This is a genomic window from Microbacterium indicum DSM 19969, from assembly GCF_000422385.1.
Lineage (GTDB): Bacteria > Actinomycetota > Actinomycetes > Actinomycetales > Microbacteriaceae > Microbacterium > Microbacterium indicum.
The window spans coordinates 34,314-60,403 of sequence record NZ_AULR01000008.1 but is presented as its reverse complement, the minus strand read 5'-3'; the positions used below and the strand labels follow the sequence as shown (position 1 = coordinate 60,403).

The window sequence follows — 26,090 nt, the reverse complement described above, 5'->3', positions numbered from 1 at the left end:
CCCGCCCCGGCGCCTGAGACTCTGACGATCAGCCGGATCCTTGCCGATCCCGGCGTCATCGCCAGGGGCTCGGCGGATCGTCAGAGTCTCGGCCCATCCCGTACCGTGGATCCGATGTCCGAGAAGCAGGCGAAGCCCGTCCGTAACGAACGCGTCCAGGAGGCCCTCGCCGTGTGGGCCGAGCGGAAGGACGCCCAGACGCACAGCGATGTGCTGCGGCGCGCGATGGCGGGCGAGCTGCTGCTCGACATCAGCGCGTCCGAGTTCGCCGACGCCGACAACCCCATGCAGGAGGGCGACAAGCTCGTCGTCACCTCGATCATGGGCGACGAGGATCGGGATCTGCTCCTCGCCTTCACCGACAACGCGCTCCTCCAGGCCTACGCGCAGAACCCCGCCGCGCGCTCGCTCGCTCAGCCGGCGGCCGCCGCGCTGAAGCAGGCGCTCGACAACCACGACGGCATCGCGATCGACGCCGGCACGCCCGGCGCGTACGTCGCCTACTCCTCCGAGATCACCCGCGCCTTCGGCGACTCCCCCGCCGACGCCGCCCGCCTCGCCGCCGCGCTCGTCGACGGCGGCGTGCAGATCGACGAGTTCGTGCGGATCCTCCGCGAGGCCGTCCTCTACGTCGGCGGGATCCCCGTGTCCGGCGACGACGGCGAGACGATCGGATTCCACCTGGCGTCGGCGACGAAGCCCGACGGATCCGTGCTGCACGGCGTCTTCACGAGCCCCGCAGAGCTGTGGGCCTGGGAGCCGCGCGCGACCGCCCAGCCAACCGACCTCGAGAAGATCATCGCGGCCGCGCGCGAGGACGGCATGACGGGCCTCGTCGTCAACCCCGCGGGCCCGGCCGCCGAGCTGCCGCTGGACCTCTTCGCCGCGTAAGGCTCCACGAGGCCGCCGGCCGCGGACCGCGCTGCGCCTACAGAACCTCGAGCTCAAGCTTCTCCGCCGAGGAAGCGAGCTTGACGTCGAAGGTCGCCACACGCGAGCCCGACTCCTCCGCGGCGAGCAGAACGCAGCAGTCGGGCATCCTGCCGCCGGTGTGCGCACGGATCTCGGCCAGGCGCTCCGCGGCATCCCCTCCGATCGGACGGACGGAGACCTCGAGCGATTCGAGGCGCGCGAGCATCGTCGCCGATCGCCCCGCCCGCGTGGCCCCGACGAGCGCTTCCGCGAGGTTGAGGGCGCTCACCTGGAACGGCTCGTCGATGTGCGCCCGAAGGAGTTCGACGGCACGCTCATGATGCGCGTCGTCGGCGTCGAAGAGCGCGATGATCACGCCCGCGTCGAGGGTGATCACGCGGGCCACTCGTCGCGCAGCGCATCGAGGTACCCGGCTTCGTATGTTCCCGTCAGCGCTCCCGCCGCCTCATCCAGCGCCGCGAGGCGACGAGCGCGCGCCGCGTCATTCTGCTGCCCGATGGCGTGTCCCCCCTCGTCGATGAGGCGGCGCAGGAGCGCGGCAGGCCTCGCCGCGTCTTCGGGCCACCGTCGTGACGCAGCGCGAAGCGCCGCTGCGACATCCGGCGTCTCCGTGATCGAGTGCCGCGGGAGTGCGGTGGGCATGATGGAAGTGTAGCACCGACCGCATCGGTGCAGCACCTCGATCGTCAGGCCGCGATCAGCGCCCCGCGCTCGGGGTGCTCCTCGAACCACTGCGCGACGTACCAGCACATCGGCACGACCCGCAGCCCGCGCCGCTCGGCGTCGTCGACGGCGCCCTCCGTCACGACGGCCGCGTACCCGTGCCCGCGGTGCGCGGGGTTCGTGAAGGCGCGGGTGAACGAGATCACGTCGCCCGAGATGCGGTAGTCGAGCACGCTCAGCAGCTCGTCGCCCCGGCGCAGTTCGAAGCGCCGGCTCTCGGGGGCGTCTTCGACGGTCATGTCCATGCACCCATCCAACCGCCGAGCGCGGCGCCGCATTCCGTCACACGACGAAACAGAGACCGTGATCCTTTGACATGGGGCGCCGCACGACGTCACAATCGTGGCCATGACTGACGACACCCGCACCCTGTCCGCCCTGGAGGCGAACGGATGCCACGGCATGATGATGCCGCGTGTCGCCATGCGCTGTCGAATGTGTGCGTGAGTCTCCGCCAGACCGCACCCTCCCCCGTTCCCCCGGCCGCTTTTCCCAGCCCGGCCGTCCGCGCGCGTCGCGCGGCAGGTGGATCGGATCCCCGCGTCACCCGTTGAGGTGCCGCTCCTTTCGACAACGTCTTCGGATCCACGGATCCGTCATCTTCTGGAGGACACTCCGATGTCTGCTCTCGCCGCCGTCACGCCCATCCGCCCGGTAATCTCCCAGCAGGAGCGGCAGATCGCCCGCTCCGCCCACCCTGCGACCCGCCTCCGCCCCGTGAACGATCAGCCTTCTCGCCTCCCCGCCGGCACCGAGCCGCGCGGATTCGCGCTGTACGTCGGCCTCGACGAGGCCGCGGCCGCCGCCGACGGCGTGAGCCTCAACACCCTCGTCGACGCCCTGCGCCGCACGATCGCCGAGCTCTCGCCGCAGGCCGAGACCTACGCGACGGTCGCCCTCGCCCCGCAGCAGGCCGGCGGGCGCGACATCGACGTCGTCCGCCTCGCGCTCAAGGAGCCGGGCGCCGTCGCGCGGCAGAAGGCCGAGACCCCGGCCCCCGACCGCAATGCGGGCGTCACGGTCGACATCTCGCGCAAGCGCGTCGTGATCGACGGCGAGTCGGCCGCGCTCACCTACAAGGAGTTCGAGCTCCTGCAGTACCTCGTCCTGCGCGAAGGCCGCACGATCGAGCGCATCGAGCTCGTCGAGTCGCTCTGGCAGGCCGGCGACGCCGACGCCCCGGGCGAGCGCACGATCGACGTGCACGTCCGCCGTCTGCGCGCGAAGCTCGGCCGCTACGAGGACATCGTCCGCACCGTGCGGGGCGCGGGCTACCGCTTCGACCGCCACGCCGACGTCACGATCCGCTACGGCGCGGGCGCCCCCTCCCCCGACCGGTTCTGAGCCCCGGACTCCCCTCTCCTCCCTCCCTCTGACGCAGCCCAGCACGCCCCGCCCCGGTCCCCCGAGAGGGAGCGAAGCGGGCAGGGCCCGGGCGGCGCCGGCAACGGGCCTGGCGGGAGCGGCGAAGCCGCGGGGGACTGCGCCGCCCGGGCCCTGCCCGCGCAGCGGCACCTGCCCGCAGCGGCACCCGGACGCAGCGGCACACCCGCCGCCTGCGCAGCAGCGGCACGCTCATACAGCGAATGTCAGACGCCCCGCATACCGTTGACGCATGCCCCTCGAGACCACCTATCGCCCGGGCCGGGCGCTGGACGTCGGGGCGACCGTCGGCGTGGTCCAGCGCGGGCCGGGCGATCCGACGATGCAGGTGGCGCGCGGCGTGATCTGGCGCGCGAGCCGCACGCCCGACGGCGTCGCGACCGTCGCCCTCGCCGCGCAGGGCGACAGATCCGTGCGCGCGGCCGCGTGGGGGCCGGGCGCCGCGTGGGCGCTCGCGCAGGTGCCCGCGCTGTGCGGCGCGCTCGACCACGAGCAGGGCTTCGACGCGGCGCGCCATCCCGTCGTCCGCGCGGCGGCGGAGCGCGCGCACGGTCTCCGTCTCTCCCGCACCGACGGGCTCTTCGACGCGCTCGCGCAGGCCGTCCTCGAGCAGAAGGTCACGGCCGTCGCGGCGTTCGCCGCCTGGCGCCGCATCGTCACCTGGTTCGGCGAGCGCGCGCCCGGCCCCACGCCGCAGCCGATGTTCGCGCCGCCCACGGCCGACGAGTGGCGGCGGATCCCTTCCTGGGGCTGGCATCGAGCGGGCGCCGAGCCGTTCCAGTCGCGCACGATCGTCCGCACGGCGCAGCGGGCCGCGTCGGTCGCCGCGCGGCCCGATGCGCTCGAGAGGCTGCCCGGGATCGGCCCGTGGACCGCGGCCGAGACGCGGGCGCGCGCGCTCGGCGATCCCGACGCCGTGAGCGTCGGCGACTTCCACCTCGCGCACGAGGTCGGCTACGCGCTCACGGGATCCCGCGTCGACGACGACGGCATGCTCGAGCTGCTCGAGCCGTGGCGGGGGCACCGGCAGCGGGTGATCCGGCTCATCCGGGCGCACGGACCGCGCGAACCGCGCCGGGCCCCGCGGCTCGCGCCCGAGGACCACCGCGCGCGATGATGGACGCATGACGAAGCGCACGCGGTCGGTCCTCATCGCCGTCGGCTTCTTCGCGCTCGCGGCGCTCGTCGGCGTGATCCTCGGCAGCGTCTGGCTGGGCCTCGTCATCGGGCTCGCGATCGGCGTCGGCGCGCTCATCGCGGGCGAATCGAAGCGCGGCGGGCACCAGGGCTACTACGACGACCACGACGACGGCGCCGAGCTCTGAGCCCGCGGCCCGTGCTCCCACGGGTCTCGAAGGAAACTCTGATCCCTCGGCCGTTATCGGTTCGTTACCAAAGGCGCCCACTCCCCCGCGATCCGCGTCAGCATGCGGATCGCGGGGGTCCGGGCACCGCTCTCAGGAAAACGCCTGCCAGTGGTCGATTCGACCGCCATTCCGCGGCGCGATCGGCCCCTTTCCGCCCCGCACCCAGTTCGTATGCGTCAGTATCGATCCTCGTGCCGGTGACCCTCGCGGCACATACCCGAGACGTTCTGGATGCCCGATAGATGACTGGCGAGACCCCGCTCCTCACCCCGTTCCCCCGCGCCAACCACCTGCGCCTCCTCCGCAAGGAGAAGGAGCGCCGCAACCGACTCGTCAGCGTCGGCGTCGCCGCGGCGGTCGGCATCGTCGTGATCGGCGGAGGCACCGCGATGGCCGCGACGGGATCCCCCGCCCCGCGCTTCGAGTCGGGCGCCGTCACGCTCGCGACGGGCCAGACGGCCGACGACGCGAAGTCGGCCCTCGACGCCGCGCAGCAGCTGCTCGACCGCGCGAGCGGCAAGGTCGACACCGACGACCTGCAGTCGGCCGTCGACGTCCTCTCGGGCTACGAGAAGATGCCCGAGGCGATGGTCGCCTCGGCGACGAGCGACGTCGACGACGCGACGGGCACCGTGACCGACGCGATCACGGCGTACGAGGCCGAGCAGAAGAAGAAGGCCGAGGAGCAGGCGGCGAAGGAGGCCGAGGAGGCCGCGGCCGCCGCCGAGGCCCTCGCCGAGGCCAACACGGTCGAGGGCGCGAAGGCGACGGCGACCCAGATGGCCGCCGACGACTACGGCTGGGGATCCGACCAGTTCGCGTGCCTCGACTCGCTGTGGACCAAGGAGTCGGGCTGGAACTACCAGGCCTCCAACGCGTCGAGCGGCGCCTACGGGATCCCGCAGGCCCTCCCCGGCTCGAAGATGGGAACGATCGCGAGCGACTGGGAGACCAACGCGTCGACGCAGATCGCCTGGGGCCTGCAGTACATCGCGGCGTCGTACGGCACGCCCTGCTCGGCGTGGGCGCACTCGCAGTCGGTCAACTGGTACTGAGCGGATCAGGGCCGAGCTTGGCCCTCACCCGAATGCGGGTAGGTTAGCCTAACTTCCATGACGACGCCCCTCCCGACCTCCCCAGGTTCCTTCTCGATCGAGGGCGAGATGCTCGACCTCCGGTTCCGCTTCGCGACGCTCACGCAGCGCGAGCGGATCACCGCCGGGTACGTGCGCGTGCGGCTCGAGGGGCCCGAGCTCGAGGGCTTCGGCGGCACGGGGGTCGACGACCACGTGCGGATCTTCCTCCCGGAGTCGCGCGTCGAGACCGTCGAGGAGATGCGCGCGGCGCCGAGCCGCGAGTACACCCCGCTGTTCTGGGGGACGACCGAGCAGGGCGCGCACTACGTCGACCTCGAGTTCCAGGTGCACGGCGACGAGGGCGTCGCGGGCGTGTGGGCCGACACGGCCGAGCTCGGGTCGGTCATCGGCATCGGCGGCCCCCGCGGGTCGCGCCGCATCGAGGGCACACCCGACGGCTGGTTCCTCGCGGGCGACGAGACGGCGATCCCGCAGATCCGCCGATACGCGAACGCCCTGCCCGCGGGCGCCGCCGTGCGGATCCTCGTCGAGGTCCCCGACGCGTCGCACGAGGTGCCGATCGAGGCCCCCGTCGCGGTCGAGTACCTGCACCGCGGCGACGCCGCACCGGGATCGGCGCTCGTCGCGGCGCTCGACGCCCTGGGCGAGGCCGACCGCCCCGGAACGGACCCCTTCGTCTTCATCGCGGCCGAGAAGGCCGTCGTCAGGGCCGGCCGCGCGCTCGCCTGCGACCGCTGGGGCCAGGACCCCGACAAGACGGTCATCAAGGGCTACTGGAAGGCCGCCGAGACCGGTTCCTCGTACCACGCCGCGCACTGAGCGGCGCAGCCCCGGGAGGCTGCGCCGCTCAGTCGCCGACCGGTCTGCGGAGCGCTACTTCACCGCACCCGACGACAGCCCTGCGATGAGGTGGCGCTGCACGATCATGAACCCGATGATGACGGGCAGCGAGACCACGACCGAGGCCGCCATCAGCTGGTTCCAGTAGACGTCGGTCTGCGACGAGTAGGCGCGCAGGCCGATCGCGAGGGTGCGGGTCGCGTTGTTCGTGAGCACGCTCGCGAACAGCACCTCGCTCCACGCCGTGATGAAGCAGTACACCGTCACGGCGATGATGCCGGGGCGGGCGACGGGCAGCACGACGCGGATCAGCGCGCCGATGCGCCCCGTGCCGTCGATCATCGCGGCCTCCTCGAGCTCCTTGGGGATCGACGCGAAGAAGCCCGAGAGCATCCAGATCGCGAAGGGCAGCGAGAACGTCATGTACGTGAGGATGAGCCCCAGGTACGAGCCCGTGAGCTGGATCCCGATCACCCTCTGCAGCTGCGAGAAGATCAGGAACAGCGGCAGCAGGAACAGGATCCCGGGGAACATCTGCGTCGAGAGGACGACGAGGCTGAACCCGCGCGACCCCCGGAACGCGAACCGCGACATGGCGTACGACGCCAGGATCGCGAGCACGACCGAGAACGCCGTCGCTGTCACCGTGACGATGAGGCTGTTGACGAAGTAGCGCCCGAGCGGAACCGTCTGCCAGATCTGGAAGTACGGCTCGAGGGTGATCCGCGACGGGATCCACGTGAAGACCCCGCGCACGTCCTCGAGCGGCTTGACCGAGGTCGCGAGGACGACGTAGACGGGGATGAGGACGAGGAGGCTCAGGAAGATGAGCCCGAAGACTCGGAGGATGCGGAATCCGCGGGTCTCAATCATCGGCGGACCTGCCCTTCGGCATGACGAGGCGGATGTAGAACGCCGACGCGATGAGCAGGACGATGAGCAGGAGCACGCTCATCGCGCCGCCGACGCCGAAGTTCCAGTTGTTGAAGGACTGCTGGTAGATGAGCGGGGAGATCAGGGTCGCCTCGGCGGGCGACGACGGTCCGAACAGCACGTACGGCACGTTGAACTGGTTGAAGATCCAGAGGCTGAGGATCAGGAGCAGCACGGTGTTGGCGTGGCGCACCATCGGGAGCGTGATCGAGCGGAACTGCCGCCACAGGCTCGCGCCGTCGAGGGCGGCGGCCTCGTAGACGTCGCTCGGGATCGACTGCAGCGCCGCGAGGAGCATGAGGAACACGAACGGCCAGAACTGCCAGATCGTCACGATCACCATGGCCCAGAAGGCGTTGCCGCCGAGGAGCCAGAAGGGCCGCTCGTCGAGGATCCCGAGGTCGTCCACGAGGAAGCGGTTGATGACGCCGTCGCGCTGGTTGAACATGAACGCCCACGCGATCGTCCCGACGTAGCTCGGGAGCGCGTACGGCACGAGGAAGAGCGTGCGGAAGATCCCGTTGCCGCGGAACTTCGACGAGAGCAGCACGGCGGCGAACATCCCGATCGCCCAGGCGAAGGCGACGACGATCACCGTGAACGCGATGGTGCGGAGGATCGCGCCGTAGAACTGGCTGCCGATCGGGCCCTCGGGGTCGAGCCCCTGGACGAAGTTCTGGAGGCCGACGAACGGCGCGGCCGTCCAGTTCGCGATCGAGTACTGCGTCAGCGAGATGAACGCGATGTACACGCCGAGGATCATCGGCACGATGTGGATGAGGAGCTCCATCACGCCGGCGGGCGCGATGAGCCAGTACGGGAGCCACACGCGCTTCTGCTTGCGCGGGTTCTCGAGGATGTACGGTCCCGGGTTCTCGTCCGGGCGATGGGTCTTCACCGTCGATGTCGTGATGATGGCCATGGATGTCCCTTCGACGACGCGGGGCGCCCCGTGAGGCGCCCCGCGCGTGTCTCTCGGTCGGGTCCGGTCAGCTCGCCGGCATCTGCGAGTCGGCGTCCTCGAGAGCCGACCTCACGTCGTCCTCCGTGACGGTGCCGCCCTGCGCGATCTGGGCGAAGAGCCCGTTGATCGCCTCGCCGACGAGCGTCTCCATCTGTCCCTCGCTGGGGTACAGCGGCATCGGCTGCGCGTGCTCGGCGAGGATCTCCTGCTTCATCGCGATGTCGTCGCTCTGGAACGCCTCGTCGTCGTACGCCGCCGTGACGATCGGCAGCGAGGTGAAGCGCTGGTTGAGGTAGATCTGCTCGTCGTCGCTCGTCAGGTGCGCGACGAAGTCCTCGGCGGCCTCCTTGTTGTCGGAGTTCGCGAAGACGCTGACGTTGATGCCCGCGACGTGGCTCTGGGTGCCCTCGAGCCCCGTCGCGTCCGCCGTCATCATGGGAACGGGTGCGGCCGCGTAGTCGGTCATGCCGGCCTCGTCGAGGGTCTTGCCCGGCGCCTGGTCGAAGAACATCGCCGAGTTGCCGTCGACGAAGTCGGCGACCATCTCGTTGCCCTCGGTCAGCTCGGCGTTCGAGGGGCTCACGACGCCGTCCTCGCCCATGAGCTGGACCCACTGGTTGACGCCCGCCACGACGCCGTCGTTCGCGAAGTCGGGCTGGCCGTCGTCGTCGTACAGCGCCCCGCCGTTCTGGAGGCCGCGGATGAACGCCTGGTGCACGTTGTTCGACGTGCGCTGGCCCGCGAGGGCGACTCCCCACTGGTCGATCTCGCCGTCGCCGTCGGTGTCGATCGTGAGCTTCTTCGCGTCCTCGACGAACTCGTCCCATGTGGCGGGGGGCTCGGTGATCCCCGCCGCCTCGAACATCGCGGTGTTGTAGTACAGCGAGTACGCGAGGCCGTAGAGCGGGACCGACGTGGGAGCCTGGCCCTCCGCGCCGCCCGTCGCCCAGCTCGACGCGAGGAAGCGGTCCTCGCCGCCGAGCTTGTCGAGGAAGTCGCCCTCGACGGGCTCGAAGGCGCCGGACGCCTGCAGCGACACGGCCCACGTGTTGCCGATGTTGAGGACGTCGGGGCCCTCGCCGCTCGACACCGCCGTGAGGATGCGGTTGTAGAGGTCGCTCCACGGGATGACCTCGAGCTCGACCTCGACGCCCGTCTCCTCGGTGAAGCGGTCGATCGACTCCTGCAGGATCTCCTCGTCCTGCGTGACGGACGCACCCTGGTTGCTGGCCCAGTAGGTGATCGTGTTGCCGTCGGCCGAGGTCGACGAGCAGCCGACGAGGCCGGCCACCGCCAATCCCGCCGCCGCGAATCCGGACATCCACCGGATGGTTCGCTTGGTGCTCATGTGATGCTCTCCTTGTTTCTCGCCGTTGAGATGAAGGGTGCGCGGGCAGCCTCAGGCGGCCGTGGGATCCCACGCGGGGTCGAGGGCCGGGGACGGCTCGACCGAGGACGCGACGTCGACGGGCTGGCCCGAGTCGATCGCCTCGCTGATGCTGACCATGACGTCGAGGACGTGCAGGGCGAGCTCGCCCGGCACGCGCTCGCGGCGGCCCTCGCGGATCGCCTCGGCCATCTCGGCGAGGCCCGTGCCTCGGGTCGACCGCGCCTCGCCGGCCTCGATCCGCTCGGGCTCCTCCTGGCCCGGCCGGTAGACGAGGGTGTCGCCCTCGAACGTGTTGGGGTCGGGGAAGGCCGCCGCCCCCTCCGTTCCCTCGATCTCGACGACGGTGTGGCGCAGCTGCGAGTCGAAGCTGAAGGTCGCGAGCGCGCTCCCGCCCGCTTCGAACTCGATGAGGGCGTTGATGTGGGTCGGCACCTCGACGGGGAACTCGGTTCCCGCCTTCGGGCCGCTGCCGATCACGCGCGTCTCGCGCGACTTCGTGCCCGTCGCCGACACCCGCTTGACGCCGCCGAACACCTGCACGAGCGTCGTCAGGTAGTACGGGCCCACGTCGAACATGGGGCCGGCGCCCTGCGCGAACAGGAACTCGGGGCTCGGGTGCCACGACTCGGGGCCGGGGGTCTGGAACAGCGCGAGGCCGCTCGTGGGGGTGCCGATCGCGCCGCCGCGCACGGTGCGCAGGGCGGTCTGCAGGCCGGGGCCGAGGAAGGTGTCCGGCGCGACGGCGACGCGGACGCCCGCCGCGCGCGCCGCGTCGAACAGCTCGCGCGCGCTCTCGCGGTCGAGGGCGTAGGGCTTCTCGCCCCACACGTGCTTGCCCGCCGCGACGACCTGCTTGGCGACCTCGACGTGCACGGCCGGGATCGTGAGGTTCACGACGATCTCGATCTCGGGATCCGCGAGCAGCTCGGCGGTCGATCCCGAGGCCGCGACGCCCCACTTGGCGGCCTGCGCGGCGGCGCGCTCCTCGTCGAGGTCGGCGATGAAGCGCACCTCGATCGACGGGAAGCGCGTGAGGTTCGAGAGGTACTCGTCGCTGATCGTGCCCGCGCCGATGATGCCGACGCCCGTGCGCGCGCTCATGCGGTCACCCCCGCGAGGTAGGAGAAGCTCGCTTCGACGGCATCGAACACGTCGCCCGCGAAGTCGTCGAGCTCGACGACGCGCAGGGCCTGCGGGGCGGCCGCGAGGATCGCCGGGACGTCCATGGATCCGGATCCGACGGCGACCTGGTCGATGTCGTCCTTCGTGAGGGGGCCGTCCTTGACGTGCAGCGCCGTCACCTGGTCGCCGAGGCGCTCGAGGAGCGCGGGGACGTCGCTCTCGCCGCCGACGGCGGCCCAGTAGGTGTCGACCTCGAGCAGCACGCCGGCTGAGACGGCGCCGGCGAGCACCTCGTAGCCGGCGACGCCGTCGAAGCGGTTCTCGAACTCGAACTCGTGGTTGTGGTACCCGACCGCGAGGCCGTGCGCCGCCGCGGCGCGGGCGATCTCGTCGAGCTCGGCCGCGATCTCGCGGATGCTCTCCTCGCTCCTCCACCGCTCGACGGGGACGTGCGGGTCGATCAGCGTCGAGACGCCGAGCGTCGTCGCCGCCTCGAACACCGCCTCGAGGTCGTCGGCCCCGACGAGGTGGCCGTGCGCCGTCGGCGCCGCGAGGCCCGCGGAGTCGAGAGCGGCGCGCAGCGCGTCGGCCCTGTCCACGAAGCCGAACGGCTCGACCTGGCGGAAGCCGATGCCCGCGACGCGGGCGATCGCGCCGGAGAGGTCGCGCTCGAGCTCGTGCCGCACGGTGTACAGCTGGAGGGACGGATGGGTCACGTCGCTCTTCTGAGCGCGCGTTTCGATCATCTTCGATTCCTTCGCGTCCGGCTCGGAGGCCGGGTCGTTGACGTCTTCGGCAACGGTGACCGAGTCACCACGACTTTCTTACTCCGCCTAAGTTAGATTCGTCAACAGGGGGTTCGAGGATGTCGCGAAACGTGATCCGGAGATCAGGCGGGTGCGGCCGCGGTGCTGTCGCGCGCCACGATGACGATGCCCTGCGTGACGCTCTGCGCCGCCGCATCCGCGTCGAGCAGGGCGCGCGCGACGAGCTCGCCGAGCCCGCGGACGTCGCGCGACACGGCCGACAGCGCGGGTCGGGCGAGCTGGCACACGGCCGAGTCGTCCCACGCGAGAACCGACAGCTCGGCCGGCACCGCGATCCCGCGCTCGGCCGCGACGTCGAGCGCGGCCGCCGCCATGAGGTCGTTGTCGAAGACGAGCGCCGTGAGGCCCGGATCCGCGTCGAGCAGCTCGGCCGTGCGCGCGCGGCCCGACGCCTCGCCGTAGTCGCCCTCGAGCGAGAGGGCGCGGATCCCGCGCTCCGCCGTCTCGCGCTCGAAGGCCTCGGAGCGCGCGATCGTGTGTCGCAGCTCGCCGGGGCCCGAGACGCGGCCGATCGCCCGGTGCCCGAGGTCGGCGAGGAACGCGACGGCGTCGCTCATCGCGCTGTCGTTGTCGACCCGGACCGACGCCTGGACGTCGTGCTCGACGCCGCCGACCGCGACGACGCGCAGGCCCAGATCGGCGCAGATCCCGGGGCGCGGGTCGTCGACGAGGAGATCGGACAGGACGATCGCCTCGACGGTTCCCGCCGCGGCCCAGCGGCGGAACGTCGCGAGTTCCTCCTCGAGCGACCCGACGATGTGGATGATCATGCTCGCGCCCTGCTCGTCGAGCACGCGGTCGGCGCCGCTCAGCAGCCCCGCGTAGAACTGGTCGAGCCCCCTCTGCCCCGGCGCCTTGCGCCTGACGGTTCCGAACACCCGATCCGCGTCACCCATGCAAGCAGTATGACCGCACCGCGCACCGCGCCCCTCGCGGACGGGGCCCGGCGATGAGCGGCGCACTGCGGGCCAGTGGCGTCGCCGTCCTCGCCGCGATCCGCAGCGCCGGGCGCGCGAGCCGCGTCGAGATCGCCCACGCGACGGGTCTCACGCAGGCGACGGTGTCGACGGCGGTCCGCGATCTCATCGCCGACGGGCGCGTCGTCGAGACGGGCGAGCGCACCCCGACGCGCGGGAAGCCCCGCACCCTGCTCGAGCTCGCGCCCCTCGCGACCTGCGCCGTCGGGGTGCAGCTCGGCGCCGACGCGATCGTGGTCTGCGTCACCGACGCGGTCGGCGCCGTCGTCGCGCGCTCGCGGATCCGCGGGGCGCGCGATGAACCGCCGTGCGACGTCATCGCCCGCGTCGCCCGCACCGTCCGCGCTCTCGGCGAGACGACGGGCCTCCCGGACGGCGCGATCGTCGGGGCGGGGGTCGTGAGCCCGGGCCTCCTCGACCTCGACCGCGGCGTGATCCTGCGCTCCCGCTCGCTCCCCCGGTGGGTCGGCATCGCGGTCGCCGACGAGATCGGCGCCGCGATCGGGCTGCCCGCCGCCCTCGAGAACGACGCCTCAGCCGCCGCCCTCGGCGAGCATTGGAGGTCCGGATCGGCCGTGTCGCCGGCCCACTGCACGGTCCACATGGGGGCGACCGTCGGGATCGGGATCCTCGCGGGCGGCGAGCTGGTCCGCGGCGCGAGCGGGAACACGGGCGCGATCGGCCCCATGCCCGTGCGCCGCGGCGGCTCCTGGCTCGGCACGACGGTCGACGACCTCGCGACGCCGCGCGCCGTCGCCGAGCGGGCGTACGCCCACGCGGCTCGCGGGACGGCCGACGGGTTCGAGCCGTCGGCCGACCGCGACTGGTTCCACGACTTCCAGCAGATCGCGACCCTCGCGGTGCACGGCAGCGCCTTCGCCCGATCCCTCATCGAGGGGTCGGCCGACGACCTCGGCGACGCGCTCGTGACGGTCGTGAACCTGCTCGACCTCGACTCGGTGTCGCTCGCGGGGCCGGCGTTCGAGATCGCCGGCACGATCTACCTCCGCCAGCTCTCGCGCCGGCTCGCGGCCGAGGCGTTCGCGGGCGAGCGGCACCCTGTCCGAGTGCGGCTCGCCGACCAGCTCAGCGACGCCGCGGCCGTCGGCGCCGCGGCCCTCGCCCTGCGCAACGCGATCGCGGATCCGCACCCGAGGCGTTGACTTTCTTAACCCGGCGATGAAAGTATGAGCTCCGCGCCGCCGACGAAGGAGTCCGTACATGCGCATCGACAGGGCAGAGGTCATCGTCACGAGTCCCGACAGGAACTTCGTGACGCTCCGGATCACGACGAGCGACGGGGTGACGGGCCTCGGGGACGCGACCCTGAACGGGCGCGAGCTCGCGGTCGTCGCCTACCTCACAGAGCACGTCGTCCCGCTCCTCACGGGGCGCGACCCGCGGCGGATCGAGGACACGTGGCAGTTCCTCTACCGCTCGGCGTACTGGCGCCGCGGCCCCGTGACGATGGCCGCGATCGCCGCCGTCGACATGGCCCTGTGGGACGTCGCGGGGAAGGTCGCGGGCATGCCCCTGCACCAGCTGCTCGGCGGCGCCTCCCGCGACGGCCTCCTCGCGTACGGACACGCCTCGGGCAAGGAGCTGCCCGAGCTGTTCGACTCGGTGCGCGAGCACCTCGAGCTGGGGTACCGGGCGATCCGGATCCAGACGGGCGTCCCCGGGCTCCGCGCGATCTACGGGATCGCCTCGCAGTCGGCCGACGCGGGAGGCGGCGACGCGCGCTACGACCACGAGCCGGCCCGCCGCGGCGCCCTCCCCGTGCAGGAGGACTGGGACACGCGTGCGTACCTGCGCCACCTGCCCGGCGTCTTCGAGGCCGTGCGGAACGAGTTCGGCCCCGAGCTGCCGCTGCTCCACGACGGCCACCACCGCATGACGCCGATCCAGGCCGCGAAGCTCGGGAAGTCGCTCGAGCCCTACGACCTCTTCTGGCTCGAGGACTGCACGCCCGCCGAGAACCAGGAGGCCCTGCGGCTCGTGCGGCAGCACACGACCACCCCGCTCGCGATCGGCGAGATCTTCAACACCGTGTGGGATTTCAAGGACCTGATCCGCGAGCAGCTCATCGACTACGTGCGCGGCGCCGTCACCCACATGGGCGGGATCACCCCGCTGCGCAAGACGATGGACTACGCCGCGATGTACCAGATCAAGTCGGGCTTCCACGGCCCGACCGACGTCTCCCCCGTCGGCATGGCGGCGCAGGCCCACCTGGGGCTCGCGATCCACAACTTCGGGATCCAGGAGTACATGCAGCACGGCGAGAGGACCGACCGGGTCTTCCGGCAGTCGTTCCGGTGGGAGGACGGGATGCTGCACCCCGGCGAGGAGCCGGGGCTCGGCGTCGAGCTCGACGTCGACGAGGCGGGGAGGTACCCGTACGAGCGCGCGTACCTGCCGTTCAACCGCCTCGCCGACGGCACCGTGCACGACTGGTGATCAGCCCTCCGACGTCACGCTGAACGCGGCGTCGAACGCGGCGGTCGGCAGCTTCCAGAGCAGCTCGCGGATGCGGCCGATCGCCTCGGCCGCGCCGACCTCGCGGTCCATTCCCGCGTCCTCCCACTCGATCGAGACGGGGCCCGCATAGCCGATCGACGCGAGCGCGCGGAACGCGTCCTCCCACGGGATGTCTCCGTGGCCCGTCGAGACGAAGTCCCATCCGCGGCGCGGGTCGCCCCACGGCAGGTGCGACCCGAGGATCCCCTGCCGCCCGCTCGCCGCCTTGATCCGCGTGTCCTTGCAGTCGACGTGGAAGATCCGGTCGGCGAAGTCGGTGATGAAGGCGACGGTGTCGACGCCCTGCCACGCCATGTGCGACGGATCCCAGTTGAGGCCGAACGACGCGCGGTGGTCGATCGCCTCGAGGGTGCGCACGGTCGTCCAGTGGTCGTAGGCGATCTCGGACGGGTGGACCTCGTGGGCGTAGCGGACGCCCTCGCCGTCGAACACGTCGAGGATCGGGTTCCAGCGCCGCGCGAAGTCCTCGTACCCCGCGTCGATGACGTCCTGCCCGACGGGAGGGAACATCGCGACGTACTTCCACACCGACGAGCCCGTGAAGCCCACGACGGTGTCGACGCCGAGCTTGCGCGCCACCCGCGCGGCGCGCTGCATGTCCTCGGCGGCGCGCCGGCGCACGCCCTCGGGATCTCCGTCGCCCCAGATGTACGGGCGGACGATCGCCTGGTGGCGGAAGTCGATGGGGTCGTCGCAGATCGCCTGCCCGCCCATGTGGTTCGAGATCGCCCAGACCCCGAGGCCGTAGCGGTCGAGGATCTCGAGCCTCGACCGCAGGTAGGCGTCGTCCTCGTCGGCGCGCCTGAGATCGAGGTGGTCGCCGCTCGCCGCGATCTCGAGGCCGTCGTAGCCCCACTCGCTCGCCTTGCGCGCGAGCTCCTCGAAGGGCATGTCCGCCCACTGCCCGGTGAAGAGCGTGACGGGGTGGCGCGAGGCCAGCTGGTCGTTCGTCATGTCGTCTCCTTCGACGTCAGTTCTCGGAAGGGGTCTCGACCCAGCCGCCCGAGGCGGCGGAGGCGAGCACGGCGTCGGTCACCTGGGCGGCGCGCACGCCGTCGGCGAAGGTCGGGAGGCCCTCGGGCCGCTCGCCGCGGATCGCGGCGTACGCGTCGCGCACGAACGCGTTGAACGCGTCCTGGTAGCCCGTCGGGTGCCCGGCGGGGACGTGCGCGAGCCGCGCCGCGTCGGGCGCGAGCGCCGCGGGGTCCTGCTCGAGGATCTCGGTGGATCCGCGGCGCCCGATGCGCAGCGTGCCGGGGCGCTCCTGCTCGAACCGGTAGGCCTCGCTCGTCGTGTGCACCTCGAGCTCGAGGCCGTTCTTGTGGCCCGCGGCGACCTGCGACACTAGGGCGACGCCCGGGGCCCCGCCCTCGAGGCGGAAGAGAACGGCCGCGATGTCCTCGTTCGAGATCTCGCGCCCCGCGCGGGTCGCGTACACGCGGCTCGTGACGGCGTTGACGGCCGCGACGCGGCGCCCCGACACGAACTCGATCGCGTCGAAGAGGTGCGAGCCGATGTCGGCGAACGCGCGCGAGGGCCCGCCGTCTCCCGTCGCGCGCCAGTTGTCGTCGTCCTTCTCGATGAGCCAGTCCTGCAGGTAGCGCGCATCGATCGAGAGCACGTCCTCGCCGCCCGCTGCGATCCGCGCCCGCGCCTCGCGGATCATCGGGTGGTAGCGGTAGACGAAGGGGACGGCGTGGGAGACGCCCGCGGCCTCGGCCGCCCGGAGCAGCGAGCGCGCGTCGTCGGCCGACGTCGCGAGCGGCTTCTCGCAGATCACGTGCCGGCCGGCCGCGATGACCTCGCGCGCCTGCGGCACGTGGAGGGAGTTGGGGCTCAGGACGTGGACGACGTCGGGGTCCGCGGCGAGCGCGCCCGCGACGTCGGCGGATCCGGACTCGACGCCCAGCTCCGCGGCCGCCGCGGCGGCCCGCTCGGGTCGCGAGGCGACGACCGAGACGAGCCGGGCTCCCGCGGCCCGGGCCGCGTGCGTGTGCGCGCGGCCCATCATCCCCGCCCCGATGAACGCGGCCCGGATCGGCGGATCGTCCGGCGTCGTCGCGGTCGCGTCATCGGGGGTGGGGGTCATGGTTCTCTCCTCTGTTCGGGGGTCAGGACTCGAAGGCCAGGTCGATGTACTGGTCGACGTTGTCGGCCGTCACGACGGGGGCGTCGAGCACGATGCGGTACGGGACGCTGGGCGTGACGAGGTCGCTCATCGTCTTCTCCTGCGCGAGGAGCCGGGCGAGGGCGATGCCGTCGGCCGCCTGCGTCGACGGGTAGACGACGGTCGCCTGGATGACGCTGTCGCCGGCCTGGATGCGGTCCATCATGTTCGCGGATCCGGCGCCGCCGACGAGGAAGAACTCGCTGCGGCCCGCGGCCTCGATCGCGGCCATCACGCCGACGCCCTGGTCGTCGTCGTGGTTCCACACGGCGTCGAACTCGGGGTTCGCCGCGAGCAGCTGCGACGCCGCCGACTCGCCGCCCGCGACCGTGAAGTCGGCCGAGACGCGCGCCGAGACCTCGAGCCCGCACTCGTCCAGCGCGTCGGCGAAGCCCTGCGAGCGGTCCTGAGTGAGCGGAAGGGAGTCGATGCCGGCGATCTCGCCGATCGTCGCGCCGTCCTGGCCGTCGAGCTGCTCGCAGATGTACTGGCCCGCGCTCACGCCCATGCCGTAGTTGTCGCCGAGGATCGTGATGCGCGACGCGTTCGAGTCGCTGAACTCGCGGTCGACGTTGACGACGGGGATCCCGGCGTCCATCGCCTGCATCGCGACGTCGGTCAGCGCCGCCCCGTCGGTCGGCAGCAGGACGATGGCGTCGACGCCCTCGTTGATGAACTGCTCGACGGCGGCGATCTGCTGGTTCGCGTCGTTCGTCCCCTCGGCCTGACGGAGATCGACGTCGTCGAAGGAGTCGGCCGCCCCGATGGCGCCCGAGTTGATCGCGCCGAGCCAGCCGTGGTCGGCCTCGGGGCCCGACCAGCCGATGACGACGGTGTCGCCCGACGCCTGGTTCTCGTCTGCCGACGTCCCCTGATCGATGGCCGCGTCGGTGTCGGTCGATGTCCCGCCGGTGCATCCAGCGAGGAGGCCGAGCGCGCCGAGTGCCGCGCCGGCGGTGAAGATCGAGCGTGCCCAGGTGCTGCGCCGTGTCTGCATGATTCCTCCTTGAACATGTGCAGATGCGCCGACGGGGCCCGGCCCGTGACCGGGGGGGTGTCCTCGTCGACGGGGCCGACGCTAACAGAGGCATCCCCCCTCTGTACACCTTTTGTCTGCATCGCGTCAAAAGTGTGATCCGGCGTGTGAATCCGCGAGATCACGACCATTGGAAGGCTTGCGATCACGATCCGATCACGGCCCCTTCCCCCTGTTCGAGAGGGCGGGCGTCATGTTATGTTCGCCGCGTGATCAAAGTCGACCACTCAACGGCACTGCTGTCGGTCCGCGGCGTGACGAAGCGCTTCGGGCCCGTCCGGGCGCTCCGCGGCGTCGACCTCGACGTCCGCCCCGGCGAGGTGCACTGCCTGCTCGGGCAGAACGGCGCGGGCAAGTCGACGCTCATCAAGGTCCTCGCGGGCGTCCACGCCCCCGACGAGGGCGAGATCTTCTGGAAGGGCGAGCCCGTCGCCGTCGACGGCCCGCAGGCGGCGATCGACATCGGCATCGCGACGATGTACCAGGAGCTCGACGTCGTCGACGGGCTCACGATCGTCGAGAACATCTTCCTCGGGCACGAGATGGACCGCGCGGGGCTCACCCGGCGCCAGGCGCAGGCCGCGGAGGCCCGGCGGCTTCTCGAGCGGCTCGGCCACGGATCCCTCTCGCCGCACACCGAGGTCGGCACGCTGAGCGCCGCGCAGAAGCAGATCGTGAGCATGGCGCGAGCGCTCTCGCACGACATCGAGCTCATCATCATGGACGAACCGTCGGCCGTGCTCGACACCGAGGAGGTCGCGAACCTGTTCCGCGTCGTCGGCGAGCTCACCTCGCAGGGCATCGCCGTCATCTACATCACGCACCGGCTCGAGGAGATCCGCCGCATCGGCGACCGCATCACGGTCCTCAAGGACGGCGCGTCGACGGCGAGCGGCCTCCCCGTCGACGACACCCCGACCGCGACCCTCATCACGCACATGACGGGCCGCGAGGTCGCGAACGTCTTCCCGGCGCGGCCCGGCGTCGGCGAGGCGGCGCCCGTCCTCCTCGAGGTCGACGGGCTCGGGCTCGACGGCGTCTTCGACGACGTCTCCTTCCGCGTGCGGGCCGGCGAGATCGTCGGCCTCGCGGGCCTCGTCGGCTCGGGACGATCCGAGATCGTCGAGACGGTCTACGGCGCGCGGCGCGCGACCTCGGGCGTCGTGCGGGTCGCGGGATCCGAGACGACCCGGGGCTCGGTGCCCGCCGCCGTCGCCGCCGGAATGGGGCTCAGCCCCGAGGAGCGCAAGTCGCAGGGACTGATCCTCGGCGAGCCGATCTTCCGCAACGTGACGCTGTCGTCGTTCACGCGCATGGCGCACGGCGGCCTGCTCGACGAGGGCGCCGAGCGCGAGGCCGCCGACGCGCAGATCGCCGCGCTCGAGCTGCGGCCCGCCGACTCCACGCGCGCCGCCGGGACCCTCTCGGGCGGCAACCAGCAGAAGATCCTCCTCGCCCGCTGGCTCGTCCACGGCAGCAGGATCCTGCTGCTCGACGAGCCGACCCGCGGCGTCGACGTCGGCGCCCGGGCCGAGATCTACGCCCTCATCCGGCGCCTCGCCGACGCCGGCAACGCCGTCGTCGTGATCTCGAGCGAGATCGACGAGGTCCTGGGGCTCGCCGACACCGTGCTCGTCATCGGCGACGGGCGCGTCCTCTCCACCCTCCCCGCTTCCGAGATCGACGAGCACGGCGTGCTCGACCTCGTCATGAAAGGCGCAGCAGCGTGACCACGACAACCGACACCCCGGCCGCGCCCTCGGCGGTGCGCCGCGTCTTCTCCGGATCCGTCGGGCGCAACCTCGGCCTCGTGCTGGCGCTCGTGATCCTCATCGTCGTCGGCGTCGCGACGGCGGGCGACACCTTCGCGACCTTCAGCAACGCGCTCGTGATCCTCCGCCAGGCGTCGATCGGCGGCGTCATCGCGATCGGGATGACGCTCGTGATCATCTCGGGTGGCATCGACCTGTCGGTCGGATCCGTCCTCGGCCTCGCGTCGGTCGTCGCGACGATCGCGGCCGTGCAGGACCTCGCCGACCAGGTGCACTGGATCGTCATGGTCCTCATCGCGCTCGCGACGGGCCTCCTCGCGGGTCTCGTCAACGGCGTCGTGATCGCCTACGGCAAGGTCGCCGCGTTCATGACCACGCTCGCGATGATGGTCGGCGCGCGCGGCCTCGCCGAGCTCGTCGCGCAGAACCGCACCCTCGTGATCAGCGACCGCGGCTTCCTCGGCGCGATGAACGTCGATCTCCTGGGCGTCGACATCCTCATCTGGATCTTCGCCGTCGTCGCCGTCGCGGGCTGGTTCCTCCTCAACAGGACGACGTTCGGGCGCAGGACCGTCGCGATCGGCGGCAACGCCGAGGCCGCGCGCCTCGCGGGCATCGCGGTGCGCAGGCACACGATGTGGCTGTACGGGATCCTCGGGCTCTGCTCGGGCATCGCCGCCGTCATGATGCTCGGCCGCACGCAGGCCGGCACCTCGACGCACGGCCTCCTCTACGAACTCGACGCGATCGCGGCCGTCGTCGTCGGCGGCACCCTGCTCGCCGGCGGCAAGGGCACCGTGACCGGCACGGTCTTCGGCGTCCTGATCTTCGCGACGCTCTCGAACGTGTTCGTGCAGAACAACCTCGCGTCGTCGGTGCAGGCGGTCGCGAAGGGCGTCATCATCGTCGTCGCCGTCCTGCTGCAGCAGAGGCTCGCGGGGCGGGAGCGCTGACCGGAACTCCCTATCATGGTCGTCAGTCGCCTGCGGCTCCCCCGGCTCCCGGCGACGCGACACGGGAAGACGCTCCATGACTGATGCTCCGACCGGCGCGCGCGGCAGCGTGGGCCACCTGTTCCAGCTGCTGCGCGACGGGCGGCCGCACACCCGCGCCGAGCTCGCGAAGGCCACGGGGCTCGCGCGCTCGACGATCGCGGCCCGCGTCGACCAGCTCCTGACGCTGGGCCTCATCGTGCCGGTCGCCGACGCCGCGTCGACGGGAGGGCGCCCGCCCTCGCAGTTCGCGCTCAATCCCTCGGGCCGCGTCGTCGTGGCCGCCGACCTCGGCGCGTCCCACGCGACGGTCGCGATCACCGACCTCACGGGATCCGTCGTCGCGGAGGCGACCGACCGCATGCCGATCGCGAACGGCCCCGAGACGGTCCTCGCGTGGATGGTCGACGCGGCGCGCCGGCTGCTGGCGGGCGTGGGGCGCGACGAGACGGCCGTCGCCGCGATCGGCATCGGCCTCCCGGGGCCCGTCGAGTTCTCGACCGGCCGGCCCGTGAACCCGCCGATCATGCCGGGCTGGGACCGCTTCGACGTGCCGGGCTGGGTGCGCGAGCACATCGACGTGCCGGTGCTCGTCGACAACGACGTGAACATCTCGGCGCTCGGCGAGCGCTCCGTCGCCTGGCCGGGCGCCGACGACCTCCTGTTCGTCAAGGTCGCGACGGGCATCGGCGCCGGGGTCGTCTCGAGCGGGCGACTCCAGCGCGGCGCGCAGGGCATCGCGGGCGACATCGGGCACGTGCGGGTGGCGCGGGGATCCGACGTCCCGTGCTCGTGCGGCAACACGGGATGCCTCGAGGCGCTCGCGTCGGGGCCCGCGCTCGCCCGCACGCTGCGCGCCTCGGGGATCGCCGCCGAGACGGGCGACGACGTCGTCGAGCTCGTCAAGAACGGCAGCCTCGAGGCGATCCAGGCGGTGCGCCAGGCGGGGCGCGACATCGGCGAGATGCTGACGGTCGCGGTGAGCCTGCTCAACCCGCGGGTCATCGTCATCGGCGGCTCGATGGCGCGCGTCGGCGAGCACCTGCTCGCGGGGATCCGCGAGGTCGTCTACACGCGCTCGATGCCGCTCGCGACCGAGCGTCTCGCGATCGCGCAGTCGGAGGCGGGCGCCCGCGCGGCCGTCCTCGGCGCGAGCATGCTCGCGGTCGAGCACGCGCTCGAGCCCGAGAACCTCTCGACGAAGATCGCGGCGGCGCTCAGCGCGCGATGATCGCGGCGACGAGCGCCTCCGCGGTCTCGCGCTTCGTCCCGGCGACGTCGGCGACGACGGCGTCCGATGCGTCGATCACGACGAGGTGGTTGTCGGCGAGCTCGAACCCGCGCTCGAAGCCGACCTCGTTGGCCGCGAGCAGGTCGGCGCCCTTGCGGCGGCGCTTCGCGATCGCGCGCTCCGCGAGGGTCTCGCCCTCCGCGGGCGTCTCTGCTGCGAAGCCGACGATCGTCTGGCCGTCGCGACGGCCCCGCGCGAGGCCCGCGAGGATGTCGGGGTTCTCGACGAGGTCGAGGCGGAGCGCGCCGCCCGCCTGCTCCTTCGTGATCTTGCGCTCCGCGACGTCGGCGACGCGGTAGTCCGAGACGGCGGCCGCCATCACGACGACGTCGGCGCCGGGGGCCTCGCGCTCCGCCGCCTCGGCGAGCTGCTCGGTCGACGACACGTGCGCGACGCGGATCCGCGGGTCGCGCAGCGCGTCGGCGATGACGTCGTGCGCGACGTTCGCCGCGACGAGCACGACGTCGGCACCGCGGCGGGCCGCGGCGAGCGCGACCTCCACGCCCTGCCGGCCGCTCGAACGGTTGCCGATGAAGCGCACGGGGTCGATCGCCTCGCGCGTGCCGCCCGCCGTGACGAGCCAGGTGCGCCCGGCGGCCTCCCCCGATCCCTTCCGCAGCTCTCGGGTCACGACCTCGTGGATCCGCTCGGGCTCGGTCATGCGGCCGGGGCCCGAGTCGTCGCCCGTGAGCTGGCCCGACTCGGGGCCGATCATGTGGACGCCGCGCGAGGTCAGGGTGTCGACGTTCGCCTGCGTCGCGGGGTTGCGCCACATCTCGGTGTGCATCGCGGGCGCGATCACGACGGGCGCCGTCGTCGCAAGGAGGGTCGTGCCGAGGAGGTCGTCGGCGAGGCCGGCCGCCATCTTCGCGATCGTGTTCGCGGTGGCGGGGGCGATCACGACGAGGTCGGCCTGCTGGCCGAGGGCGACGTGGCGCACGCGGGCGACGTCGTCGTGCACGCTCGTCGTGACGGGGTTGCGGCTGATCGCCTCCCACGTCGGCCGGCCGACGAACCTCAGCGCATCGTCGGTCGGGATCACGTGCACGTCGTGCCCGTCCTTCACGAGCAGGCGCACGAGGCTCACGGTCTTGTAGGCGGCGATCCCGCCCGTGACTCCGACGACGACGAACATGTCTCCATCCTGACAGGCCGGGGCACCGCGCGTCCGGCTCGCGCGATGGTCCCCCGGGGAGTTCTGTCAGACCCGGTGCCTAGCGTCGGACGGATGATGGGTGCATCTCACGCCGTGTCCGGCGCCGCCGCGTGGGTCGCGGTCACGACGACCTCCCCCGGCTTCGGGTGGGCGCCGCTCGACGCCGTCGGTGTCCTCTCGGGCGCCGCCGTGTGCGCCGGTGCGGCGCTCCTGCCCGACATCGACCACCCCTCGTCGACCGTCGCGGCGGGGCTCCCCGCGGGGCGCATCGTCGCGGGCGCCGTCAGCGGGCTGACGGGCGGGCACCGGAAGGGCATGCACTCCGTCGTCGCGATGATCGCCGCGATCCTCCTCGCGATCGCGCTCTCCTTCCTCACGTGGACGCCCGCGGGCTGGGACGTCTCGCTGGCCGTCGGCCCCGCGCTCGCCGCCGCGGTGTGCATCGCGATCGGGACGAAGTGCCTCCGGATCGCGCGCGGATGGATCGGCGCCTGGATCGTCGGGGCGCTCGCGGCGGGCGGGCTCATGTGGTTCCTCCCGGACGAGTTCGGATGGCTGCCCACCTGCATCGGCGTCGGCTTCCTCGCCCACCTCGTCGGGGACACGCTCACGACGGGCGGCGTCCCGTGGCTCTGGCCCATCATGCCGCGCCGGCCCGCGGGCCTCCGCCGCACCGTCGTGCTCTCGCGGATCTGGCCGCGGCGCGGGTCCTTCGCCGTCCCGATCCTCGGCGACGCGGGCTCAGGGCGCGAGTGGGTCCTGTCCATCCTCCTCGCGGCGTATGCGCTGTGGGGCGTCGGCGGGCAGGCCGTCCGGCTGATCGGGTCGCTCGCGGCCTGAGGCCGCCCGCGCCGGAGCACAATGGATCCATGGCGACGAAGGACCCCCGGGAGGAGGGCCGCTCGGTCGGCGGCCCGCCGCAGTGGACGACGCGCGAGGAGCGGGTCTCGGCGGTCGAGGCCGCGATCCAGGTGGCGATCCGCCGCGGCGACTTCGACGACCTGCCGGGGGCAGGCAAGCCCCTCGAGGGGCTCGACAGGCCCCTCGAGGACGACTGGTGGATCCGCCGCAAGATCGAGACGGAGAACCTCACCGGGATCGCCCCTCCTGCCCTCGCCCTCAGGGTCGAGCACCGCGCGATGGCCGAGACGCTCGACCTACTGGCGCGCGAGGAGGAGGTGCGCGAGCACGTCGCCGACTTCAACCGCCGGGTGCGCCGCGCGCGGATGCAGCTCGAGGGAGGGCCGCCGGTCGTCACGCCCCTGCTCGACGCCGACGCCGAGGTCGCGGCCTGGCGCGAGCGCCGCGAGGCCGCCGCGCCTCCGGCCCCCGAGCCCGCGCAGCGCCGCTGGTGGCGGCGGGCCTGACGCCCCTACGCGAGCGACAGCAGCCGGGGTGCCTCCTCCGACGCGCCCCAGGACGCGAGCAGGCCGAGCGTCTCGACGGTCGGCGATCCGGGCGTCGCCGTGTAGACGGTCATCGACAGGCCCGGCTCCCCGTCGAGGTCGAGCGTCTGGTAGTTGAGCTCCATGCCGCCGACGACGGGGTGGACGAAGCCCTTGACCCCCGCATAGTGCTTGCGCACGTCGTGCGCCGCCCAGAGCTCACGGAACACCTCGCTGCGCGTCGAGAGCTCGCCGATCAGCGCGTGCAGGCGCTTGTCGTGCGGGCTGCGCCCCGCCTCGCGCCGCAGGATCGTGACGTTCGTCCACGCCGCGCGATCCCAGTCGAGGTAGAAGTCGTGGCTCTCCTCATCGAGGAAGATGTGCCGGGCGAAGTTCGCGTCCTCCCGCGACCCGCGCAGGATCGGCGCGTACATCGCCCGGCCGAGCAGGTTCGCGGCGACCATGTCCATGCGGTTGTTCTGGATGAACGCGGGCGCGAGCGTGATGGCGTCGAGCAGGTACTGCAGCTCGGGGCGGACCGCCGTGTCGCCGTGCGGGCGAGGTCGAAGAGGTGATCGTGCTCCGCCCGGTCGAGCATGAGCGCCCGCGAGATCGCCTCGAGGACCTCCTCCGAGACGCCGCGCAGGTTCCCGCGCTCGAGCCGCGTGTAGTAGCCGACGCTCATGCTCGCGAGCCGCGAGGAGGTCGCGTACGTCGCCGCTGCGGAGATCCGCGGGATCCTCCTCGTCACCGCCGACGCGCGCATCGCGCGGGCCGGCGCCGCCCGTTGCGAGGTGCGTGTCACCGGCCGCGCGTGAGCAGGACGACGGCAGAACGGGCCCGGATCTCGCGGATCCGGGCCCCACAGCAGTCAGCGACGAATATCTGCCGTACTCATGCGGGCTCGACGACGAGGGTCGCCGCCGCGGACGCGTCGGTCGTGACGCCGTCGGAGTAGGTGTTCACGCCGAACTTCTCGCGGTACGCGGCGTCGATCGCGGCGCGGTCGAGGCGGCCGCCGTCTGCGAAGACGACGTCGCGGTCGACGCCGCCCGACGCGATGTGCAGCTCGTTCGCCCGGCCGCTGCGGTCGAGCTCGTCCTCGGTCCATGTGGTCATGGCTCCAGGATCCGCCTCGCCGCCCGTCCCGAGAAAGGCCCTGTCAGAGCCCCCCTGCGTACGGATCCGGCCCGC

At 72.2% G+C, this 26,090-nt stretch carries 29 protein-coding genes; 14 read left to right on the top strand and 15 right to left on the bottom strand.

The window, feature by feature from the left end; genetic code table 11:
• Positions 1 to 114 precede the first annotated feature (114 nt).
• The gene (locus H576_RS0108320; protein WP_029150555.1) at positions 115 to 891 is read left to right on the top strand and encodes an SseB family protein; all 777 of its coding nucleotides are present in this window, start codon (positions 115 to 117) and stop codon (positions 889 to 891) included.
• A gap of 37 nt (positions 892 to 928) precedes the next feature.
• Here H576_RS0108320 and H576_RS0108315 read toward each other — a convergent pair whose 3' ends face one another.
• From H576_RS0108315 to H576_RS0108305, 3 genes are read right to left on the bottom strand one after another with little or no spacing between them, the layout of a single operon-like run.
• Entirely contained in the window at positions 929 to 1,309 is a 381-nt protein-coding gene (locus tag H576_RS0108315) for a type II toxin-antitoxin system VapC family toxin (protein WP_029150554.1), read from the bottom strand.
• The gene (locus H576_RS0108310; RefSeq protein WP_029150553.1) at positions 1,306 to 1,575 is read right to left on the bottom strand and encodes a hypothetical protein; all 270 of its coding nucleotides are present in this window, start codon (positions 1,573 to 1,575) and stop codon (positions 1,306 to 1,308) included. Before H576_RS0108310 ends, H576_RS0108315 begins: the two co-directional genes overlap by 4 nt.
• A gap of 44 nt (positions 1,576 to 1,619) precedes the next feature.
• Entirely contained in the window at positions 1,620 to 1,901 is a 282-nt protein-coding gene (locus H576_RS0108305) for a GNAT family N-acetyltransferase (RefSeq protein WP_029150552.1), read from the bottom strand.
• Positions 1,902 to 2,274: 373 nt separating this feature from the next.
• On the opposite strand from H576_RS0108305, the gene H576_RS0108300 reads away from it, so the two are divergent.
• From H576_RS0108300 to H576_RS0108280, 5 genes are all read left to right on the top strand, one after another.
• Complete coding sequence (locus H576_RS0108300; protein WP_036320041.1) at positions 2,275 to 3,000, top strand: winged helix-turn-helix domain-containing protein; 726 nt, start codon at positions 2,275 to 2,277, stop codon at positions 2,998 to 3,000.
• Positions 3,001 to 3,271: 271 nt separating this feature from the next.
• Positions 3,272 to 4,156 carry a DNA-3-methyladenine glycosylase family protein gene (locus tag H576_RS0108295; protein WP_029150550.1) on the top strand — a complete coding sequence of 295 codons (885 nt, stop codon included), beginning with the start codon at positions 3,272 to 3,274 and terminating at the stop codon, positions 4,154 to 4,156.
• Positions 4,157 to 4,163: 7 nt separating this feature from the next.
• Complete coding sequence (locus H576_RS0108290) at positions 4,164 to 4,364, top strand: hypothetical protein (protein WP_029150549.1); 201 nt, start codon at positions 4,164 to 4,166, stop codon at positions 4,362 to 4,364.
• 284 nt (positions 4,365 to 4,648) lie between these two features.
• A complete protein-coding gene (locus H576_RS0108285) occupies positions 4,649 to 5,461 on the top strand; it encodes an aggregation-promoting factor C-terminal-like domain-containing protein (RefSeq protein WP_029150548.1) in 813 nt (270 codons plus the stop codon).
• A gap of 57 nt (positions 5,462 to 5,518) precedes the next feature.
• Complete coding sequence (locus H576_RS0108280) at positions 5,519 to 6,322, top strand: siderophore-interacting protein (RefSeq protein ID WP_029150547.1); 804 nt, start codon at positions 5,519 to 5,521, stop codon at positions 6,320 to 6,322.
• Between the two features lie 54 nt (positions 6,323 to 6,376).
• On the opposite strand, the gene H576_RS0108275 is transcribed toward H576_RS0108280, so the two are convergent.
• The 6 genes from H576_RS0108275 to H576_RS0108250 form a co-directional block, all read right to left on the bottom strand.
• Entirely contained in the window at positions 6,377 to 7,216 is an 840-nt protein-coding gene (locus H576_RS0108275) for a carbohydrate ABC transporter permease (RefSeq protein ID WP_029150546.1), read from the bottom strand.
• Positions 7,209 to 8,198: a carbohydrate ABC transporter permease gene (locus tag H576_RS0108270; RefSeq protein ID WP_084502589.1), complete on the bottom strand. Its 990-nt coding sequence runs from the start codon at positions 8,196 to 8,198 to the stop codon at positions 7,209 to 7,211. Before H576_RS0108270 ends, H576_RS0108275 begins: the two co-directional genes overlap by 8 nt.
• A 67-nt stretch (positions 8,199 to 8,265) precedes the next feature.
• Positions 8,266 to 9,588 (bottom strand): ABC transporter substrate-binding protein, encoded by a 1,323-nt coding sequence (locus tag H576_RS0108265; protein WP_029150544.1) that lies wholly within the window; start codon positions 9,586 to 9,588, stop codon positions 8,266 to 8,268.
• A gap of 51 nt (positions 9,589 to 9,639) precedes the next feature.
• Positions 9,640 to 10,731: a Gfo/Idh/MocA family protein gene (locus H576_RS0108260; protein ID WP_029150543.1), complete on the bottom strand. Its 1,092-nt coding sequence runs from the start codon at positions 10,729 to 10,731 to the stop codon at positions 9,640 to 9,642.
• The gene (locus tag H576_RS0108255; RefSeq protein ID WP_051172455.1) at positions 10,728 to 11,498 is read right to left on the bottom strand and encodes a sugar phosphate isomerase/epimerase family protein; all 771 of its coding nucleotides are present in this window, start codon (positions 11,496 to 11,498) and stop codon (positions 10,728 to 10,730) included. Before H576_RS0108255 ends, H576_RS0108260 begins: the two co-directional genes overlap by 4 nt.
• A 143-nt stretch (positions 11,499 to 11,641) precedes the next feature.
• On the bottom strand, positions 11,642 to 12,475 hold the full coding sequence (locus H576_RS0108250) for a LacI family DNA-binding transcriptional regulator (RefSeq protein WP_029150541.1): 834 nt from the start codon (positions 12,473 to 12,475) through the stop codon (positions 11,642 to 11,644).
• A gap of 53 nt (positions 12,476 to 12,528) precedes the next feature.
• Here H576_RS0108250 and H576_RS14970 point away from each other — a divergent pair, with 53 nt between their 5' ends.
• Entirely contained in the window at positions 12,529 to 13,719 is a 1,191-nt protein-coding gene (locus tag H576_RS14970) for an ROK family transcriptional regulator (RefSeq protein WP_051172451.1), read from the top strand.
• Positions 13,720 to 13,777: 58 nt separating this feature from the next.
• Positions 13,778 to 15,016 carry a D-mannonate dehydratase ManD gene (gene manD / locus H576_RS0108240; protein WP_029150540.1) on the top strand — a complete coding sequence of 413 codons (1,239 nt, stop codon included), beginning with the start codon at positions 13,778 to 13,780 and terminating at the stop codon, positions 15,014 to 15,016.
• Here manD and H576_RS0108235 read toward each other — a convergent pair whose 3' ends face one another.
• From H576_RS0108235 to H576_RS0108225, 3 genes are read right to left on the bottom strand one after another with little or no spacing between them, the layout of a single operon-like run.
• The gene (locus tag H576_RS0108235) at positions 15,017 to 16,051 is read right to left on the bottom strand and encodes a sugar phosphate isomerase/epimerase family protein (protein WP_029150539.1); all 1,035 of its coding nucleotides are present in this window, start codon (positions 16,049 to 16,051) and stop codon (positions 15,017 to 15,019) included.
• Between the two features lie 16 nt (positions 16,052 to 16,067).
• Positions 16,068 to 17,186: a Gfo/Idh/MocA family protein gene (locus tag H576_RS0108230; RefSeq protein WP_029150538.1), complete on the bottom strand. Its 1,119-nt coding sequence runs from the start codon at positions 17,184 to 17,186 to the stop codon at positions 16,068 to 16,070.
• Between the two features lie 22 nt (positions 17,187 to 17,208).
• Positions 17,209 to 18,261 carry a substrate-binding domain-containing protein gene (locus H576_RS0108225; protein WP_029150537.1) on the bottom strand — a complete coding sequence of 351 codons (1,053 nt, stop codon included), beginning with the start codon at positions 18,259 to 18,261 and terminating at the stop codon, positions 17,209 to 17,211.
• Between the two features lie 293 nt (positions 18,262 to 18,554).
• On the opposite strand from H576_RS0108225, the gene H576_RS0108220 reads away from it, so the two are divergent.
• From H576_RS0108220 to H576_RS0108210, 3 genes are all read left to right on the top strand, one after another.
• Positions 18,555 to 20,030, top strand: a complete 1,476-nt coding sequence (locus H576_RS0108220) for a sugar ABC transporter ATP-binding protein (RefSeq protein WP_029150536.1) — start codon at positions 18,555 to 18,557, stop codon at positions 20,028 to 20,030.
• Complete coding sequence (locus H576_RS0108215; RefSeq protein WP_029150535.1) at positions 20,027 to 21,025, top strand: ABC transporter permease; 999 nt, start codon at positions 20,027 to 20,029, stop codon at positions 21,023 to 21,025. The genes H576_RS0108220 and H576_RS0108215 overlap by 4 nt, the downstream gene beginning before the upstream one ends.
• A 76-nt stretch (positions 21,026 to 21,101) precedes the next feature.
• The gene (locus tag H576_RS0108210; protein ID WP_029150534.1) at positions 21,102 to 22,295 is read left to right on the top strand and encodes an ROK family transcriptional regulator; all 1,194 of its coding nucleotides are present in this window, start codon (positions 21,102 to 21,104) and stop codon (positions 22,293 to 22,295) included.
• Here the strand turns inward: H576_RS0108210 and coaBC are convergent.
• Positions 22,282 to 23,490 (bottom strand): bifunctional phosphopantothenoylcysteine decarboxylase/phosphopantothenate--cysteine ligase CoaBC, encoded by a 1,209-nt coding sequence (gene coaBC / locus H576_RS0108205; RefSeq protein ID WP_029150533.1) that lies wholly within the window; start codon positions 23,488 to 23,490, stop codon positions 22,282 to 22,284. The two genes, H576_RS0108210 and coaBC, sit on opposite strands and share 14 nt — an antisense overlap.
• Before the next feature lie 93 nt (positions 23,491 to 23,583).
• On the opposite strand from coaBC, the gene H576_RS14965 reads away from it, so the two are divergent.
• On the top strand, positions 23,584 to 24,351 hold the full coding sequence (locus H576_RS14965; RefSeq protein ID WP_169564328.1) for a metal-dependent hydrolase: 768 nt from the start codon (positions 23,584 to 23,586) through the stop codon (positions 24,349 to 24,351).
• Positions 24,352 to 24,380: 29 nt separating this feature from the next.
• Positions 24,381 to 24,878 (top strand): DnaJ family domain-containing protein, encoded by a 498-nt coding sequence (locus tag H576_RS14960; protein ID WP_051172447.1) that lies wholly within the window; start codon positions 24,381 to 24,383, stop codon positions 24,876 to 24,878.
• A gap of 5 nt (positions 24,879 to 24,883) precedes the next feature.
• Here the strand turns inward: H576_RS14960 and H576_RS17140 are convergent, their stop codons facing one another.
• On the bottom strand, positions 24,884 to 25,381 hold the full coding sequence (locus H576_RS17140; RefSeq protein WP_245559148.1) for an MmyB family transcriptional regulator: 498 nt from the start codon (positions 25,379 to 25,381) through the stop codon (positions 24,884 to 24,886).
• A gap of 198 nt (positions 25,382 to 25,579) precedes the next feature.
• On the opposite strand from H576_RS17140, the gene H576_RS17285 reads away from it, so the two are divergent.
• Complete coding sequence (locus tag H576_RS17285; RefSeq protein WP_281167309.1) at positions 25,580 to 25,714, top strand: hypothetical protein; 135 nt, start codon at positions 25,580 to 25,582, stop codon at positions 25,712 to 25,714.
• 76 nt (positions 25,715 to 25,790) lie between these two features.
• On the opposite strand, the gene H576_RS0108185 is transcribed toward H576_RS17285, so the two are convergent.
• Positions 25,791 to 26,015 (bottom strand): hypothetical protein, encoded by a 225-nt coding sequence (locus tag H576_RS0108185; protein WP_029150532.1) that lies wholly within the window; start codon positions 26,013 to 26,015, stop codon positions 25,791 to 25,793.
• Between the last annotated feature and the right edge of the window lie 75 nt (positions 26,016 to 26,090).